This window comes from Saprospira sp. CCB-QB6 (assembly GCF_028464065.1).
In the GTDB taxonomy this organism is placed as follows: Bacteria; Bacteroidota; Bacteroidia; order Chitinophagales; family Saprospiraceae; genus Saprospira.
Map to the genome: position 1 here is coordinate 612,347 of NZ_CP116808.1, position 17,578 is coordinate 629,924.

The 17,578-nt window shown below is 43.1% G+C and carries 22 protein-coding genes; 4 read left to right on the forward strand and 18 right to left on the reverse strand.

Annotated elements, in window-relative coordinates; genetic code table 11:
• Positions 1-129: 129 nt before the first annotated feature.
• The gene (locus PPO43_RS02335; RefSeq protein ID WP_272620185.1) at positions 130-930 is read right to left on the reverse strand and encodes a hypothetical protein; all 801 of its coding nucleotides are present in this window, start codon (positions 928-930) and stop codon (positions 130-132) included.
• 261 nt (positions 931-1,191) lie between these two features.
• A complete protein-coding gene (locus PPO43_RS02340; protein WP_272620186.1) occupies positions 1,192-1,770 on the reverse strand; it encodes an adenylate kinase in 579 nt (192 codons plus the stop codon).
• A gap of 395 nt (positions 1,771-2,165) precedes the next feature.
• On the opposite strand from PPO43_RS02340, the gene PPO43_RS02345 reads away from it, so the two are divergent.
• Together PPO43_RS02345 and kbl are read left to right on the forward strand one after the other, a co-directional pair.
• The gene (locus PPO43_RS02345) at positions 2,166-3,140 is read left to right on the forward strand and encodes an NAD-dependent epimerase/dehydratase family protein (protein WP_272620187.1); all 975 of its coding nucleotides are present in this window, start codon (positions 2,166-2,168) and stop codon (positions 3,138-3,140) included.
• A 4-nt stretch (positions 3,141-3,144) separates the two neighbouring features.
• Positions 3,145-4,332, forward strand: coding sequence for a glycine C-acetyltransferase (gene kbl / locus PPO43_RS02350; protein WP_272620188.1), 1,188 nt, complete (start codon positions 3,145-3,147; stop codon positions 4,330-4,332).
• A gap of 207 nt (positions 4,333-4,539) precedes the next feature.
• On the opposite strand, the gene PPO43_RS02355 is transcribed toward kbl, so the two are convergent.
• The 9 genes from PPO43_RS02355 to PPO43_RS02395 all read right to left on the reverse strand — a co-directional run bounded on the left by PPO43_RS02355 (position 4,540) and on the right by PPO43_RS02395 (position 10,627).
• Complete coding sequence (locus PPO43_RS02355) at positions 4,540-4,935, reverse strand: DUF7793 family protein (RefSeq protein WP_272620189.1); 396 nt, start codon at positions 4,933-4,935, stop codon at positions 4,540-4,542.
• The gene (locus tag PPO43_RS02360; protein ID WP_272620190.1) at positions 4,913-5,371 is read right to left on the reverse strand and encodes a DUF7793 family protein; all 459 of its coding nucleotides are present in this window, start codon (positions 5,369-5,371) and stop codon (positions 4,913-4,915) included. The genes PPO43_RS02355 and PPO43_RS02360 overlap by 23 nt, the downstream gene beginning before the upstream one ends.
• A gap of 237 nt (positions 5,372-5,608) precedes the next feature.
• Complete coding sequence (locus tag PPO43_RS02365) at positions 5,609-6,034, reverse strand: DUF7793 family protein (protein WP_272620191.1); 426 nt, start codon at positions 6,032-6,034, stop codon at positions 5,609-5,611.
• Positions 6,035-6,145: 111 nt separating this feature from the next.
• Entirely contained in the window at positions 6,146-6,556 is a 411-nt protein-coding gene (locus PPO43_RS02370) for a DUF7793 family protein (RefSeq protein ID WP_272620192.1), read from the reverse strand.
• A gap of 70 nt (positions 6,557-6,626) precedes the next feature.
• Positions 6,627-7,055, reverse strand: coding sequence for a DUF7793 family protein (locus tag PPO43_RS02375; protein ID WP_272620193.1), 429 nt, complete (start codon positions 7,053-7,055; stop codon positions 6,627-6,629).
• 107 nt (positions 7,056-7,162) lie between these two features.
• On the reverse strand, positions 7,163-7,576 hold the full coding sequence (locus PPO43_RS02380; RefSeq protein ID WP_272620194.1) for a DUF7793 family protein: 414 nt from the start codon (positions 7,574-7,576) through the stop codon (positions 7,163-7,165).
• Positions 7,577-7,658: 82 nt separating this feature from the next.
• Positions 7,659-8,591 (reverse strand): terpene synthase family protein, encoded by a 933-nt coding sequence (locus PPO43_RS02385; RefSeq protein ID WP_272620195.1) that lies wholly within the window; start codon positions 8,589-8,591, stop codon positions 7,659-7,661.
• Between the two features lie 156 nt (positions 8,592-8,747).
• Positions 8,748-9,683 carry a terpene synthase family protein gene (locus tag PPO43_RS02390; RefSeq protein WP_272620196.1) on the reverse strand — a complete coding sequence of 312 codons (936 nt, stop codon included), beginning with the start codon at positions 9,681-9,683 and terminating at the stop codon, positions 8,748-8,750.
• 80 nt (positions 9,684-9,763) lie between these two features.
• Positions 9,764-10,627, reverse strand: a complete 864-nt coding sequence (locus PPO43_RS02395; protein WP_272620197.1) for a DUF3298 and DUF4163 domain-containing protein — start codon at positions 10,625-10,627, stop codon at positions 9,764-9,766.
• Positions 10,628-11,055: 428 nt separating this feature from the next.
• On the opposite strand from PPO43_RS02395, the gene rimO reads away from it, so the two are divergent.
• Both rimO and accD read left to right on the forward strand, forming a co-directional pair.
• Positions 11,056-12,381, forward strand: coding sequence for a 30S ribosomal protein S12 methylthiotransferase RimO (rimO, locus tag PPO43_RS02400; RefSeq protein WP_272620198.1), 1,326 nt, complete (start codon positions 11,056-11,058; stop codon positions 12,379-12,381).
• A gap of 170 nt (positions 12,382-12,551) precedes the next feature.
• Positions 12,552-13,403 carry an acetyl-CoA carboxylase, carboxyltransferase subunit beta gene (gene accD / locus PPO43_RS02405; RefSeq protein WP_272620199.1) on the forward strand — a complete coding sequence of 284 codons (852 nt, stop codon included), beginning with the start codon at positions 12,552-12,554 and terminating at the stop codon, positions 13,401-13,403.
• 246 nt (positions 13,404-13,649) lie between these two features.
• Here accD and PPO43_RS02410 read toward each other — a convergent pair whose 3' ends face one another.
• From PPO43_RS02410 to PPO43_RS02435, 7 genes are all read right to left on the reverse strand, one after another.
• Entirely contained in the window at positions 13,650-15,086 is a 1,437-nt protein-coding gene (locus PPO43_RS02410; protein WP_272620200.1) for a RapZ C-terminal domain-containing protein, read from the reverse strand.
• 36 nt (positions 15,087-15,122) lie between these two features.
• Positions 15,123-15,506, reverse strand: a complete 384-nt coding sequence (locus PPO43_RS02415) for a DUF7793 family protein (RefSeq protein ID WP_272620201.1) — start codon at positions 15,504-15,506, stop codon at positions 15,123-15,125.
• A gap of 5 nt (positions 15,507-15,511) precedes the next feature.
• Entirely contained in the window at positions 15,512-15,895 is a 384-nt protein-coding gene (locus PPO43_RS02420) for a DUF7793 family protein (protein WP_272620202.1), read from the reverse strand.
• Between the two features lie 11 nt (positions 15,896-15,906).
• Positions 15,907-16,008, reverse strand: a complete 102-nt coding sequence (locus tag PPO43_RS16230) for a hypothetical protein (protein WP_442985431.1) — start codon at positions 16,006-16,008, stop codon at positions 15,907-15,909.
• A gap of 81 nt (positions 16,009-16,089) precedes the next feature.
• Entirely contained in the window at positions 16,090-16,476 is a 387-nt protein-coding gene (locus PPO43_RS02425; protein ID WP_272620203.1) for a DUF7793 family protein, read from the reverse strand.
• A gap of 233 nt (positions 16,477-16,709) precedes the next feature.
• A complete protein-coding gene (locus PPO43_RS02430) occupies positions 16,710-17,090 on the reverse strand; it encodes a DUF7793 family protein (RefSeq protein ID WP_272620204.1) in 381 nt (126 codons plus the stop codon).
• 78 nt (positions 17,091-17,168) lie between these two features.
• Positions 17,169-17,552, reverse strand: coding sequence for a DUF7793 family protein (locus PPO43_RS02435; protein WP_272620205.1), 384 nt, complete (start codon positions 17,550-17,552; stop codon positions 17,169-17,171).
• Between the last annotated feature and the right edge of the window lie 26 nt (positions 17,553-17,578).

The following is a 17,578-nucleotide window of genomic DNA, read 5'->3' on the forward strand; positions in this document are numbered from 1 at the left end:
GGCCATTTTCTTGCTGCAAAACTACTAAAAAGCCCTTACTTTTTTTAGCATAAAGCCATTGGGCCAAAAAGGAAAGCGCCTGAGCAAATTTGCTCAGGCGCTTTTACCTATATGTAGTACTTCATTGGCTTATTCTCCAAATTCAGAGAAAGCATAAGTTTGACATTCTTTTTTGAGTGCTGCAGCCAACCAGTTAGGCTCTACAATAAACTCATAAATAGCAGTTTCTACACCATCTGCATTTTCGCTTGGCCCTTGAATAACTTGAGCACCAAAGACAACACCATAAGCATCATCCCCAAAGCTACCAAAGTCAAAAGGCTCATCACTAGCTAAACTCGTTTTTTCTGACTCCTTTAGTTTTTCAAAATACGTGACTAAAGGACCAGTTAATTCATAATCTCCAATTTCGCCTTCTGCAGCAGTAGCATCTAGCAAAGCTCGAACAGCAAAGGGATAAAGCTCACCATAACGGCCAGTATCCTCCGCAGTAAAGAGAGGGTCTTCGCCATTACCCTCTACCTCAAACTGAATGCGCAACGCCTCTTTGGGCTGAACGCGATCAGGGCGGGCAGCACCCATAATATTGGTGAGGTACCAATAAGCTGCGGCATTTTCGGTAGCTTCTGCGGGCAGGGCTTGAAAGCCTTTTTCCTGAATAGTTTTCCAGTGCTCGTCAGTCAATAATTGCATAAGGCGTTCAAACTCATCTTGGTCTGAACGTTTTGCAAAGGTTTGAATATTTTGGACCAGCAACTCAAAGTCTTCTGTGTCGAAGGCATCGCGCACATATTTTTCCACCATTTCGTAGACGATATTGTCTTCTGCGGTTTCGAATAGTCGGAGGACAGCGGCATTGGCATCAATGAAATGTGAGGGGCCAGGCATTTCTATCCGGTCTTCTGCCAAGAGGGACAGGCGGTAGTACATAAGTTTAAAAATCTTAAGGTATGGGTGTTAAATGATTATTAGTAAACTTCTTTATTATGGAAGTTTAATGAGCTGAAGCTAAGAACTGTTTGCTTTAGGCACTCAATTTCTTGAGTAAGAATTGGAAGCAAGCGGTTCACTTCCATCCCAAAAAAGTAAAACAGACAAGCCCGCAGTTTGTTGCTGGGGCTTGTCTGTTTAATACAAAGTTGAACAACCTTGAATTAAATTCCTTACTAAAAAACAAAAAAACTTTGGATTTTATACCAAAACAGCGTCAATTTTAGTGCAAAGACGCTCAAAAATTTCATCAATGCTTCCCATTCCGGCTACTTTTTGAGCTTTTCCCTTAGCACCATAATAGTCTGCAACGGGAGTAGTTTGTGCTTTATAAGTAGCAATTCGGTTTTGGATAATGCTTTCATCTTGGTCATCACTACGGCCAGATTCTTTGCCACGGGCAAGTAGGCGTTTCACGATTTCTGCCTCTTCAACCTCTAAGGAAAGAAGTTGACTTACAGCTGTACCTTTTTGAGTTAACAACTCATCTAGGGCCTCTGCTTGAGCTACTGTACGAGGAAAACCGTCAAAGATAACGCCTTTGGCCTCAGGATGCTCTCCCATTTTTTTGGCCAACATGTTAATGGTCACTTGATCAGGGACCAAAGCACCTTTATCGATGTAAGACTTGGCCTCTAGTCCTAGAGACGTTTCATTTTTGATTTCTGAGCGAAATAGATCCCCTGTAGAAATGTGCAAAAGACCATAGCGTTCTACCAATTTTGCAGCTTGGGTGCCTTTTCCGCTACCGGGAGGGCCAAATAAAATGAGATTTAGCATAATATTTTTGCGTAAAATATAGGTAAAGATGTTTTTCTCCTCAAAGATAAGGCTTTCCCGCTAATTAACCCGCTAAAAATATAAGTTGTTCGATATAAGGCCCTAAGGAGCTGCCTTCTAGCTATATATAAAAATATATATCTACAAAAGGGGCATTTAACAAAAAAATATTCTTTGATTTTTAGGCTTTAAGCTTTGCTAAAAAAGCAATAATTTGAGCCCAAGGTCTTTATTTTGCGCTTTTAGGGCCTAGTTTGTGGCCGGGCGCTATTTGGCCTAGCGATGTGGAGCAGTGGCCGCAGGCCAGACCGAGCCAGCAAAGCCGCAGTTCGACGACCGAAGGGAGTAACGCCCCAAAACCTTTATTATTTTAAACAGCTACTTTTATTACAACTATGGGCAAAGAAGTCATTTTAATTACGGGGGCCAATGGCCAAATTGGGAGCGTACTGGCCGAAAATCTACGCCAAATTTACGGCATAGCCAACGTCATTTGCTCTGATTTGCAGGCGCCTAGACAAACAATTATTGGGCATTTTGAGCAGCTCAATGTTTTGGATGCCAAGCGCATGGGCGAAATTGTTCAAAAATATGGGGTGAGTCAAATTTACCATTTGGCGGCTCTTTTGTCGGCTAAAGGGGAAGAAAACCCTATGCTCACTTGGAATGTGAATATGCAGGGCTTTCTGAATGTTTTGCAGGTAGCCCAAAATACAGGGATTCGCAAAATTTTTCATCCTAGTTCTATTGCAGTTTTTGGTGGGCGCACGCCCAAGCAAAATACACCGCAGTTTCCGCCCCTTGAACCTTCTACTATGTATGGCATTACTAAGAAGGTGGGCGAAGATTTGGCCAACTACTATTTTGAAAAGTTTCAATTAGATGTGCGGGGAATTCGCTACCCTGGTCTCATTAGCTATCAATCTATGCCTGGTGGAGGGACCACTGATTATGCCGTGGATATTTTCCACAAGGCCGTTAATGGCGAGCATTTCGATTGTTTTTTGCGGGCCGATAGCAAACTTCCTATGATGTATATGCCCGATGCCATTCGGGCTACTTTAGAGCTTATGGAGGCGCCAGTAGACCAACTTTCGATTCATTATGCCTATAATTTACAAGCCATGAGTTTTACGCCTGCAGAAATTGCGGCCGAAATTCAACTACATATTCCCGATTTTAGTATTAGCTATACGCCCGACTTCCGTCAGGCCATTGCCGATTCTTGGATCGAAAACATTGATGATAGCCTAGCCCGCCAAGATTGGGGCTGGCAAGAAGAATACGACCTGAGCAGTATGACCAAAGATATGATTGAACAACTGCAAAAGCGCAAGAAACCGAATTATAACGAGACTCAATTTCTCTAAACTTATGTACGATAATGTAAAAGCTGGCTTTGAAGCCGAAATCCAAGACATTAAAGATGCTGGCCTTTGGAAAAGCGAGCGGATTATTGATAGTGTGCAAGCTGCCCAAATTCATACCCAAGAAGCAGGCGAAGTCCTTAACTTCTGCGCCAATAATTACCTTGGCCTATCCTCTCATCCCGCCCTTATTCAGGCGGCTAAAGATGCCATTGATTACCGAGGTTATGGTCTTTCTTCTGTGCGCTTTATTTGTGGCACACAAGATATTCACCGCGAATTGGAGCAAAAAATTGCCGAATTTTTAGGCACTGAAGACAGCATTCTCTATGCGGCCGCTTTTGATGCCAATGGTGGCGTTTTTGAGCCCCTTTTGGGAAAAGAAGACGCCATTATTTCCGATCAACTGAATCATGCCTCTATTATCGATGGCATTCGCCTCTGTAAGGCCCAGCGTTTCCGCTACCTACACAATAACATGGAGGACCTAGAAAAGCAGTTGCAAGATGCCGCCGATTGCCGCCGCAAACTGATTGTTACCGATGGCTCTTTCTCTATGGATGGCACCATTGCCCAGCTTGACAAAATCTGTGACCTAGCCGAAAAATACGGCGCTATGGTCATGATTGACGAATGCCATTCTACTGGCTTTTTGGGCAAAACTGGCCGCGGAACCCATGAATACCGCAATGTTATGGGCCGCATAGATATCATTACGGGCACTTTGGGCAAAGCCCTAGGTGGCGCTTCGGGTGGATTTACCGCCGCTCGCAAAGAAATTGTGGACCTGCTGCGCCAGCGCTCTCGTCCCTACCTCTTTTCCAATACCGTGGCCCCTTCTATCGTTGGCGCTTCAATTAAAGCGCTCGATTTATTGATGGAATCAACGGAATTGAGAGACCGCCTAGAGGAAAACACCCGATTTTTCCGTAAAGAAATGACCAAGGCTGGCTTTGATATCATTCCTGGCGATCACCCTATTGTGCCTATCATGCTTTATGATGCCGTTTTGGCCCAAAAAATGGCCACTCAGCTTTTGCAAGAAGGCATTTATGTGATTGGGTTTTTCTATCCCGTGGTCCCCAAAGGCAAGGCCCGTATTCGGGTGCAATTGTCGGCAGGACATAGCCGCGAGCAACTAGAAAAAGCCATTGCTGCCTTTACCAAAGTGGGCAAAGCACTAGAAGTCATTTAGCCTGTTGCCAAGCATAAAAAAAGGTCCAAAACTTATGTTTTGGGCCTTTTCTTTTTGGGGCCTGCCGCCTGCGGCGGCCGGGCTGTGCACTGGCTCGCTCTTCGCTCGGCCCTGCGCTTTTTCGCTGCGCTCAAAAGCTGGGTCTGGCCTGCGGCCACCAGTTACCATCCCTAGGCCGGCGGGCCTTCGGCCCTCTAGGACCTAAAACTAGCTATCTAGAAGCCAATTACGGGCCACCTCTTCCTTAGAAAAAATACGCAAAGGGTAATTCGTCTTATGTAAACCGATAATAAAATTGCCCAACATTTTACTTAGCTGACTTTTGGTCACAAAAGCAGATTTACGGATATAAACATCATAACTTTTAGCTTCCTCAGACTTAAGAAAATCTCGCACTTCTTTACTGAGGCGTTGCATTCCTTCTAGTTGGACCAAAAGCAAGAGCGGTTCTGCTCGTTCTATAGAAATCTTTTTATTGAGTTCTAAGCTTTCTCGAACACTGTCGATAGATGGCTTAACCACTGAACTCCTAGCTTTCAGGAGGATAATTTCTTGGGGCAACAGAAAATAATCTGTGCTATTATTTTGGCCGATTAGTTTCATCTTGTGGGGCGGTTAATGGTTTATCGGGGAGTTGGAGCAGCCATTGAGCTGCTTTTTCTTCCGATTGAAAAAGTTTTACATGTTGCTGTTCCTCTTTCCCTGTTCCTCTAAGCCCCAAAATAAAATTGCCGATCATTCTGGCAATTGCTTTTTCGCTTAGCAAAGCGGTGCCAACAATATAATCATCATAAACTTGGCTTTCAGGACTTTTGATATAGGCTCGGCATTCTTTATCTACTTTTTGGGCCGCATTAAAATCGGTGAGCATGCGTATGGCTTCACCTTTTTCGAGGGCCAATTGTTTGATGAACTCGAAATTTTCGATCATGATTTCTACGGTCAGTGGAGAAGGGGATTCGCTTTCCGTGTAAACAATTCCATCGGGGCGCAAAAAGTAATTGGTAGGGCCAACCCTTGCAATTTTTTTTAGTTGCATAGATAATTAAGTTTGAAGGGTGTATTAGGTAAAGAGAAAAGGAATTTTTGAGTAGGGCGCAAAGCGCCCGCCCAAGGCGCGCAGCGCCTGGCTGAGGGATGGGCAGCAGTGGCCGCAGGCCAGACCCAGCCGCCTTTGGCGGCGCAGGGCCGAGCGAGCAGCGAGCTGCGATACAGCCCGACCCGAAGGCCCAGAGGGCCGAAGGGGCAGCCCCTAGACATTTCTGAAATTAAGTGTTCAATTTGTAGAATTCACCTTTTTTTTGGGGCGTTCGAGCAGCCATTTTACAGCCGTTTCTTCTGAAGAGAACATTTTCACTTCTTGTTCGCTTTGTTTCAGGCCCAAAATAAAGTTGCCGATCATTCTAGCGATGGGGTTTCTAGCGACTAAGGCGGAGCCTGAAACGTAGTCATTATAGACTTCGCTATCGGCACCTTTAATGTAGGCTCTAGCTTCCTTGCTTAGCTTTTGTGTGCCATCAAAATTATTGAGCAGCAATAAGGCTTCTTGGCGTTCTATGGCCATTTTTTTAATAAACTCGAAGCTTTCTTGAATGGCCTGCACGCTAAGAGGGGCATTATTAGAGCTTTCCGTATAAACAATACCATCTGGGCGGAGGTAATAGGTAGTTTCGCCTAGGGTAGCAATTTTTTCTAGTTGCATGAATAATGGGGATTTTAGACAATTTTGGCTGAGCCAATGAAGGGGATAGACCTTAAGATGATTGATAGTTGATTTTCTTGAGAAAGGTCTATCAATCATCTTAGATAAAAATTAGATTGCATCTAGCCAGTTGGCGGCTTTTTCTTGTTGTACAAAGACCTTGAGGGGATAAGGGCTCAATGTTTTCCCTCGAAGGCCGAGCATAAAATTACCGATCATTCTGGATAATTGATTAGCGGCTAGAATAGCGACACCTGCAATGTAGCCACCATAATGCGTCTGAATATGAGCACTTCTAATAAGGTTTCGCGCATCCTTATCTAAGCTACTCGCATTGGCAATGTTAATAATCATCCGAAGTTGTTCATTTCGTTCTTCGGACAGTTGTTTAATAAACTCGAAGTTAGCTTGAAAAACGGCTAAGGTAATGGGGGTAGGTTCAAAACTTTGGGTATAAATGATACCATCTGGGCGAAGAAAGTAGTGGGTGGGGCCCGCTACACCAATTTTTTCTAAATTCATGTTTTGCTAATTTTGGGGAAATCATGGGGTTAGCTGTTCTTCATTGAATTATAAAAAATATAGACTTAGTCTAAAGACTCTTTAACCAGACAAGAGCATCGGCTTTGTTGGTAAAAATTTTCATAGGGCGAGCTTGCTTTCGGAGCCCCATAATAAAATTGGCCAACATTTTAGCCAGTTGATTTTGGGTAAGCATTGCTGTTCCTATAACGTATTGATCATATTTTTGCGCTTCTTCTGTACGCATATAGTCTCTAGCACAACGGCTCAAGCGCTGTAGTTGCTCTGATTCGGCTAAAATTTTTATGGGTTGACCGAGGTCTGTAGAAATTTGCTTAATTAGTTCAAAATTTTCTAAAATGACTGTTTTGGTCAAGGGAGTAGAATTAACTGTTGTGGCAAGAATAAGGCCGTCTGGCCTCATAAAATAAGCACTATTTTGAGTTTGCCCTAGTTTTTGAAGTTGTTCCATAGTTGCAATTGGTTGTTCTTCTTTCAAGTTAAGGTTTTTTGCAGAGGAATAAAAGCCTATGTGACATAAATTACAAAACGCAAACTGCTCTTCAAACAGTTTGCGTTTTTGTACTTTTTTTCAACTTATTAAGGCTAATCTTCTAAAGAGAGTAGCCATTTTTCTGCCTTTTCTTCTGTAGCAAAGAGCTTTACAGGATAGTCTGTCTTAAAACTACCCACCAGCATATTCCCCACCAAACGCCCAAATAAGTTGGGAGCGACTAAGGCATATGCTCGCACGTATTTTTTTATCTCCTTTCCCTCTTCCGTTTTACCATAATCTCGGGCGGGCTTACTCACATTAGACATATTGGCTAAATTGGCGATAATCCTGACCTTTTTTCCAGTTTCTTCAAAACAGGCTTTTTGAAGTGATAAGCTATATTTAGCCTCCTCCAAACCTATTTCCTTGGTTTTGCTACTACCATGAGCAGGCGCAATCTCAAATATTCCATTTGCTCTTAGCCAATACTCTAAATGCTCAGATTGCCCTAGCTTTTTTTTCATGATTTGAGGGTTATATGGGTTTAAAATATACTGCCCTTTAGTTCCTCAACTTTTGTGCCTGCTAATATATTTTTTTACTTGCCTAAAGTAATTTCAGGTCTTCTAAAATATGCTCTGGATGTCTATATCGTTTGCTGTGCAACTGCCAATGATAACAGGCTGCCAGCATATTATCTAGATAATCAACATATTGCCGAGCCACTGAAGACGCATCAGGGCTAGCTAAAAAGGCGGATATTGCTTGCTGATAAGTTTTATGTAACTGGTTAATATAAAGGATCGTCTTTTGAATAGCTTGCTCTAGATTCTGGGCTTCTCCTGTTGCCAAATAAACATTAATTAAATTAAATTGACTATGCTTTTCTTTGGGGTAAGAAATCAAATCATTAGAAATAGCTCCAATCAACGCCAAAGCTTCTTGTGCTGCCAAAAGATCTAAATTTGCATGCATCTCTGGCGACAAATATTGGTTCGCACAGTATTCAATCAATAGTATAGTTGGGTACATCCCTCCAAAATGCACTCTAGAATCTAAATATTCCTGGCTATTTGTATACAAGCAAGGCGCCAAGCTATGGTCCAAATGCATATAAAGATAGCCCTGATAAAAAACCAAAAACTCTTCTGAGGCCTTAGCTCTAAAGGCCGCCCCTAAACTAGACACCGCCTCATACAATTGATTTTCAATAGGTTCACTAGAACAACTTATTTCTCCACGCTCCCAAGCAGCCTTAAAGTTATTCAAATCAAAACTATACCGTACTTCGCTATCCTCTCCAAATAAATCATCTATATAGTAAAGCAAACTCGCCATCAAACTAGCGTCGATCAAGCGCTCCTCATCTGCATAGGGAAAAAGAAAGGCTGACATATCATGATGGCCCAAATAAAGTCCATCTAAATACAAACCCAAAGATTTGGCTTTTTCTTTTGCCTTCGTTAATACAGTTTGGTTGTTTTTAGGGAGTTCCGGTTGAGGTAAAGCCGAAATACTCAACATTTTCGCGTAAAACATCTGCTTGTTCTTCAAAAATTAGTTGGGGAAATCTATTAAAAAACACAGACTAGCTCAATACTAGCCTGTGTAGCATGCAAATATAAACATTATTCCCTATAAAACAGTCTCTTTCTTGCTCAAAGAGAAAATAGACTATAACCATTCTCTAAAAGGCTAACTACTTTTTAAATCTGTTAAAATATGCTCCGGATGTTTATAACGATCGGTCTGAACCTGCCAATGATAACAGGCTGCCAGCATATTATCTAAATAAGAAATATATTGTTTAATAAATGGCTCTTTAGCTTCTTCTGCTGCTAAAAAAGCAGCCTTAGCCTGCTCATAATTCTTATGTAACTGATTGAGGTAGATAATTGTCTTTTGAATAGACTGCTCTAAAGTCTCCGCTTCTGCAGTCTCTAAATATACATTCAGCAAGTTAAACTGACTGTGCTGTTCTTTAGGGTAAGACATCAAATCATTAGAAATCACTGCAATCAAAGCCAAAGCTTTCTGAGCAGCCACAAAGTCAGGATGCTCTCGCAAATCCAAGGATAAATACTCTTCTGCACAATACTCAATTAACAACAAAGTCGGATACATTCCCCCAAAATGAAGGCGTGTCTCCAAATACTCTTCGCTATTCGTATAAGCTGCAGGCGATATGCTGTGCGCCAAATGAGCATCCAAATATCCCTGATAATAATTCCAAAAATCTTCCGGTACAGCAGCTCTAAAATCAGCCCCATAACTAGCTGCAGCCTTATACAACTGCGCCTCAACTTCATCTCTTGCGGCAGGCTGTTCACCCCGCTCCCAAGCCGCCTTAAACCGATCTAAATCAAAGCTATACCGAACTTTATTATCCTCTCCAAAAAGATCATCTACATAGTATAATAAGGTCGTCATCAAACTTGCACCAATCAAACGATCTTCATCTGCAAAGGGGTATAAATAAGCAGACATATCATGATGCCCCAAATAAAGCCCATCTAAATACAAACCCAATGCTTTGGCTTTAGATTTCGCCCGTTCCAATAATTCTTCGTTGTTTTTAGGTAGACGAGGTTGAGGAAGCCTCGAAATACTCAACATTTTAGTGTCAAACATTTACTTTGTTGTTTATCATTTTAAAAAACGTAAACTAATTCATTTCAACTAGTTTGCGTAATAAAACAATAAGAAAGCATCTATAAAACAGCCTCTTGCTTTAAAATTGGCAAAATGGCCTGATAGGGCAACTCAAATTCTATGGTCCCCATAGAATAAGGCGCAATATCATACGGATTAAAACAAAAAGCTATGCCCGTTTTCCCCAAGGCAAAGTTCCGAGGCAATAAGAAACGCCCTCCCGGAAACTCATAATCCGTCTCCCCCATCGGCTGTTTAGCCGGAATCTCCCTAGCCATCCGAAAATATCGCTCGGCTGTCTGCAATAATTCCTGCTGATACCCCTCCACAAAAATATCCTCTAAAGCCAATAACTTAGCCGTCTTCAAATCAAAATTAAAGTACCTCGTGTAGCTATTCGGATGCGCCCCACCCGTAAAATTGGCCTCATGCAATTGCAAAGATAAAATCCGATTGCTGTTCAAAACGACCTTAATCTCTACCTCACAAGTCCAACGATTAGGTAAAACTAACTGCTTTTTCATCTCTTCCTTGGCCATCTCATACTCCCGAATAAAAGCATCCAAGCGCTGCTGCAAGTTATCATACGCAATCTCCCCCGCATCATTGAGCAACATAATCTCATAAATCACCGCATTGATGCTGTCTTTCACTTCTTCCGCCTTGAAATCCGTAATTTTCGGATAACTCAAACGAATTTGCGTCACCTGCGCTTCCTCCCCAAATGGCTCTACCTCCTTGGCCAATACAAGCTGCTCATAATGAGCCGTATCTCCCGAAATCTGCAACTGAAAACCAGGCCCAGCCTCCCGCTGAGCCGCAGCCCGCGCTTCACTATCTACTACTGCCGCTGGCTGATCAGACTGACAAGCCGTAGCCAAAAAGAGACAAACTAACCAACAACTTCCTACTAAATATCGCATATATATGGTATTAAATGTATAATCTTCTTTTGGGGCCTCCGCCTCGCTGCGCTCGTCGGCGCTACGTTCCGCAGCTCGCTATTCGCTCGGCCCTCCGCCAGCTTTGCTGGCTCGGTCTGGCCTACGGCCACTGCTGCACATCGCTAGGCCAAATGCAAATTCTTCGCTTCAAGTATGCTTTGACAAAAGCAAAAGAATAGCTCTCTCTTTGGCCCCAACGCTCCACCCTACAAAGCTGCAAAACCCCCTACACAAAAAATAAATTCTACTCTCTACTCTAAAAAAAAACTTCTTTGAACTAAAGTTCCCTAAAAAAGAGCCCCGCAAAAATGCCTAAAAGTTGGCCAACAAAGGCAATTTTCGTTCAACTTCTTTATCTTTGCGCCTACCCTAATCGGAATTAGGGCCAAAAATTAGAACGAAAGAAAATGAAAACCAAAAAGATAGGAAAGGATAAGGTCAATGTGATCACCATGGGCTGCTCTAAAAACATGGTCGACTCCGAAATCCTTATGCACCAACTCCGTGTCAACGATTTTGAGGTCAGCCACGATAGCGAAGAAGATGATTCGGATATTATTATTATCAATACTTGCGGATTTATCGACCGAGCCAAAGAGGAATCAATCAATACAATCCTCGCCTATGCAGACGAAAAGGCCGAGGGCAATATTGAAAAATTATACGTCACGGGCTGCTTATCTGAACGCTACAAAGAGGACCTCCAAAGAGAAATCCCCGAAGTAGACGCTTTCTTTGGTACTCTTGAGCTGCCCGCCCTACTCGAAAAACTAGAGGCCGATTATCGCCAAGATTTACTAGGCGAACGCATGCTCATGACTCCGCCTCATTACGCTTATGTCAAAATTTCGGAAGGCTGTAACCGTACCTGCTCTTTTTGTGCCATCCCCCTTATGCGCGGCAAACACATTTCTAAACCCATCGAAGATTTGGTCCAAGAAGTTAAAGGCCTAGTCAAAAATGGCGTGAAAGAAGTAATGCTCATCGCTCAAGAACTCACTTATTACGGCCTCGACATTTATAAAGAACGCCGTCTTGCCCAATTACTACATGCCCTCAACGAAATTGAAGGCCTAGAGTGGATCCGCCTACACTACGCCTATCCCTCAAAATTCCCCACAGACGTTTTTGACGCTATCCGAGAGCTGCCCAAGGTCTGCAATTATCTCGATATGCCCCTACAACATATCAATACGGAAGTACTCAAAAGAATGCGCCGCCAAATTGACCGCCAAGGGACCAAAGAAGTGATCGAGGAAGCTCGTCGACTCGTTCCCGGTATTGCCGTGCGTACCACTTTCCTCGTTGGCTTCCCCGGCGAAACAGAAGAAGAATTTGAAGACCTCCTCGCCTTTGTCGAAGAAATGCGCTTCGAACGCGTTGGCGTTTTTCAATACTCTCATGAAGAAAATACCCTAGCCCATCAGCTAGAAGATGATATTAGCCCAGAGGTAAAAACCGAACGCGCTAACCGCCTTATGCAAGTCCAACAAGCTATCTCTTTCGAACTCAACCAAGAAAAAATTGGGCAACAGCTCAAGGTTTTGGTCGACCGCATCGAAGGAGGCTACTTTGTAGGCCGCAGCGAATTTGACTCCCCAGAAGTTGATAATGAGGTCCTTATCGAAATGCAAGAAAACGATTATCTCCGCCTTGGTGATTTTGCCTGGGTAGAAATTACCGATGCAACAGAATACGACCTCTTCGCAAAGATTTTTCCTAAAGAAAAATAAAAAATAAGCCTTCCCCTGACAAATTCGATTGGGGGAAGGCTTCTAGTTTTTGTATCTTATAAGAGAGCGCCTTTAAAATAATGGTCCCTGACCAACTTAGTTTAAAGGAACTCGGATACCACACAGATCATCCAAAACCATCGGCCTGACCGAAGAAAAATGAATTGCCTATGAGTTGGTTCAAAAGAGACAATAAAGGTATTACAACCTCTACCCGCGAGAAAAAAGAAGCTCCAGAAGGAATTTGGCATCAGTGCGGGAAATGCCAGCACCGTGTAACGGTAAAGGACCTCAGAGAAAATCTCTATGTTTGTCCTAGCTGTAAGCACCATGAGCGCCTAGGCTCTGGCGCTTACTTTGAACTCTTCTTTGATGATGGAAAATACAAAGAACTATTTGAGAATATCGCCGCTGTAGATTCTATCAACTTTGTAGATCTCAAGCCTTATCCAGAACGCCTAGAAGCCGCCCGCAAAAAAACGGGCCTAGTCGACGCCCTTAGCGTAGCTAAAGGAAAGGTCCATAAAAATGATCTCGTTATTGCCGCTATGGATTTTTCTTTCATCGGCGGATCTATGGGAGCTGTTACAGGTGAAAAAATTGCCAAGGCTATTGATTATTGTATTAAGCACAACTGCGCTTTTATGATTATCTCTAAATCTGGCGGCGCTCGTATGATGGAATCAGCCTTCTCTCTTATGCAAATGGCCAAAGTATCGGCCAAGCTCACCCAATTGGCTGATGCTCGCCTGCCTTATCTTTCCTTTATGACTGACCCCACCACAGGAGGTGTTACCGCTTCTTTTGCTATGTTGGGCGACTTTAACTTTTCGGAACCTGGCGCGCTTATCGGCTTTGCAGGTCCCCGAATTGTAAAGGAAACTATTAAGGTAAAAGAATTGCCCGAAGGTTTCCAAAGAGCAGAATCACTCCTTCACAACGGATTCCTCGACTTTATTGTAGAGCGTAAAAACCTCAAGGATAAAGTGGGCGATATCTTGACCCTCTTTAAGAAAATCTAATCGCTAAGCGATGGATTAAAATAAAGCCGCATTCTCTACTTAGAGAATGCGGCTTTTCTATTGATCCTATTTTGCGGCGGACAGGGCGCGCAGCGCCCGCGGGCCTAGCGATGTGAAGGGGGGCGGCAAAGCCGCAGACCCAGCGGGCCTAGCCCGCGCAGGGCCGAGCAGACCTGCGAGCCCTGAAACGTAGCGCCGACGAGCGCAGCGAGGCGGAGGCCCCAAAACACAACAAAAATACAGTTGTTATTTTGGCCAATGAGGACGTTCTCGGTGGTTGAGGCGAATATCGAGTTCTGGGCCAAAACGGCTTTGCAAAAACTGTTGTAATCGCTCGGCAGAATAGACCGATCGATGTTGGCCGCCCGTGCAACCAAAATGCACTCCTAAATCGGAATGCCCACGGTCCAAATACTTTTGTATAGCCCCCTCAATAACAGGAAAAATCTGGGCTAAAAACTGTTCAATTTCGCCGTCTTCTACCAAAAAGAGTTTGACCTCTTCGTCTAGGCCCGTTTTCTTTTTGTAGGGCGTATATCGGCCTGGATTATGGATAAATCGGCAATCGAAGATAAAGCCAGCTCCGTGTCCCCCCGTGGGATCTTCGGGCAAGCCTCTTTTGTAGGAAAAGGAAGAAATATGTAGGCGAAGGGCTTGTTCTTGGGGTTGGGGCAATTGTTCTTGTGGCTGTCGGATTAGCCCTTTAAGCAGGCGATTCAGCTCGGGTAGCGGCAATAAATCTTGCATCAGCAACCAGCGAATATTGGCCAAGGCAAAGGGAATACTGGCCAGAAAATGTCCCTTCTTTTGGTAATGTCCCTTAAAACCATAGGCGCCCAAGACCTGCAAACTGCGCAAAAGCACAAAGCCCAGATAATAGCGCTCAAACTCTTGGCGATCCCATTTGGGGTCTCGTTTTTTGAGTGCCTGCCAATACTCTTCTAGCAAGCGTTCGCGATCTTTATTGGACAATTGCGCTTTGGCCTGAAAAAGCAAAGAGACCAAATCGTATTGAAGCGGACCACGTCTTCCTCCCTGATAATCAATAAAATAAGGCTGTTCATCTTTAATAATGATATTGCGCGCTTGAAAATCTCTAAACATGAAATAATGCGCAGGAGCTTGGGCCAAAAATTCGACTAGGCGATCAAAATCTTGCTCTAGGGCCTCGGCATCAAAGGGGAGTTTGGCGGGTAGCAAATACCAATACTTAAATGATTGGCAATCCCACTGCATGGATTGTTTATCGAAATCAGCTTTGGGATAAGCCAAGCTATAATCTACTTCTTGATGGCCCTCAATCTGTAAATCGAGCAGAGCGATCAGGGCTTTTTTATAATATTGATAGAAGCGATTGGGAAAATGGCCTTCTCCATTTTGGCGGGCTTCTTCTAGGCTTTGGAGTAGCGTATTGGGACCTAAATCCTCAATCAAATAGCAATTTTGGTCTAGGGATTGGGCCAAAAGTTTAGGGACGGGCAAGCCCAATTTTAAAAAGCTTTGCGTAAAAGAAACAAAGGCCAAATTCTCTTCTTGAGCGGGATTCTCCACCCCCAGAGCCTGTCCAAAAGGGGAAGAAAGACGATAATATAAGCGATCGGAACCAGAAAGGGGCAGCGCTTTGATCTCTTGGGCGGCTGCGCCAAAATGCTCCTGATAAAGGTCGAGTATAGTTTGATTCATAGTAGATATTGTTCTGCGACAAAACTACTAAAAAAACTAGTTTTTTGGAGCTTCAGCCCCCTGTTCTACCAACCAAGCAATAGCATCTGCTTCTTCTTTGAAAAGCTTAATCGGGTAAGGAAGGCGATTGAAGCTGATAAAGATATTACTGAGCAAGACCGCAGGGCCACTTTTGGCTAAAATAGCTACCGCTTTGGCCCTCGTGTTCGCCGCTAAATATCGTCGGACCTCAATGCTGGTATGCTTCACAAAGCGTGTATCCGAGATATAATAATTATTATCACTAAAGGCCTCTCGAATAGCCTTTACATGTTCTTTGACGACCTCTAAATCATTCAGTTGAGCCACCAAGGTAATGCTCTTCACAATATTTCCAGATAAGGCATAAGCCTCTCCTAGAGGAGTCTTCACTTTATTCATAAGGTTTATTTTGTAAGGGGCTGAGCGCCCTGCTCGATCAGCCAAGCAATAGCCTCGGCCTCTTCTTTAAATAGCTTTGTGGGGTATGGGGGTTTACTAAAGTTAATAAACATATTGGCGAGCATCACTGTGATGCTATTTTTAGCCAAAATGGCTGCCGCAGAAACTGTAGCCTGCTCTGCCAAATACTTACGAACCCGCATACTCGTATGTTTAACTAAACGAGTATCAGATAAGTAAAAACTATGCGTTCCAAAATGATCGCGGACCATTTGCATATGTTGTTTAACCAACTCCAAGTCATCAACCTTAGCCAATTTTATTACAGCCTTAATCAAATTATCAGAAAGTTGATATACATCGCCTAAGGGGGTCTCTATCTTTTTCATGGGGATTTGTTTTACGGAGCCTTGGCACCTTGTTCAATCAACCAAGCTATTGCTTTTCTCTCATCTTGAAAAATTCGAGTGGGATAAAGTGGCGAACTAAAACTTATATACATATTGCCTAACACCTTTGATAGACCGCCCCCACGATAATCGCTGCTGCCGCTGCTCCAGAATGATTTCTCAGAGGTAGGATCCTACTCAGAATACAAGATCCCGCCTTGTTCTTCCAACCACTTTAATGCCGCCGATTCTTTCCGAAAAGCTCTGGCCAAATAGGGGGGGCGACTGATATTTATAAATAGGTTGCTCACCATCATCGATAGACCACTATTAACCAAAATGGCTACAGCAGTGACTGTAGAGTGCTCCTTCATATACTCTCTAACCTCTCTGCTAATAGACTTTAATTTGCGAATGTCGGTCAGACAATACCCCCCTACTCCAAAGAGCTCCTGCCCCTGCCTAACATGGTCCTTGACCATATTGATTTCCTTTACCTCGGGTACTAAATAGACCTCCTTGGCGACATTTGGTCCTAATTGAAGTATATAGCCTACTTCTGTATGTATTTTTTTTGCCATAGTTCTTAGTTATTAAAAATTGGCTGCTTCTAAGAGCGCCTACTAATGTGTTATTTTTTTAGAAAAAAATGTACTTATCTGACATAAAAAGTTCCTTTATAAGCGCCATATGTGCCTTGACTTCTTATAGGTCCTCTCCTCTAGCTTTTGGTCCTTATCCCTTTGACCATATTCCTGAACAAAAAATAAAGCTCTCCCCAATGCTGTCTCTACTTTTTTCATCTTTGTATAATTTACGGAGCCTCGGCACCTTGTTCAATCAACCAAGCTATTGCTTTTCTCTCATCTTGAAAAATTCGAGTGGGATAAAGTGGCGAACTAAAACTCATATACATATTGCCTAGCATCTTTGATAGCCCCCCACCTACAATAATTGCCGCTGCCGCTGCTCCAGAATGATTTCTCAAATATTCTCTAGCTTCCTTAGAAGCTGACTTTAATAATCGAATATCTGTGACGTAATACTGGTTTAAACCAAATGTCTCATGACAAAGTTGTATATGATCCTTAATTATATCCATATCATTTGCCCGCCCTGGATGGTATACTTCTTTTATTAGATTTGGGCTCAATTGCCAAACCTTTGCAAAAGCAGTGTTAATTTGCTTACTCATATATAATCTTGTTCGTTCCTTAACAGAACTCCTTGGAAATCATTTCTGTTCGCTAAAAGCCTAGTTTTAAGCTTTTCCTTAGGGGTAAAGCTCTGCCCCCTGCTTAACCAACCAAGCTAAGGCCAATTCTTCCTTATGAAAAACCTTTGCCAAATAAGGGGGTTTAGTAAAGCCTATAAATAAATTTCCCATTAACATAGATAAGCCCCCCTGCACTAAAATAGCCACAGCAACCACCTGAGAATGATCTCGCAAATATTCCCTTGCCTCTTTTTTAGCCGATTTTAGCTTGCGAATATCCGTCAGATAATAGCCCCCAACCCCAAAATGCTCATGACATTGCCTAACATGTTCCTCTACAATCGATAGCTCATGAACCTGCTCTGCAGTATAAACCTCCTTGATTAGGTTGGGCCCTAACTGAGTTAGCTCCGCTACAGCTGTCCGAATTTGTTTTGCCATACCCTCATTGATGTTTAAAATGGTCT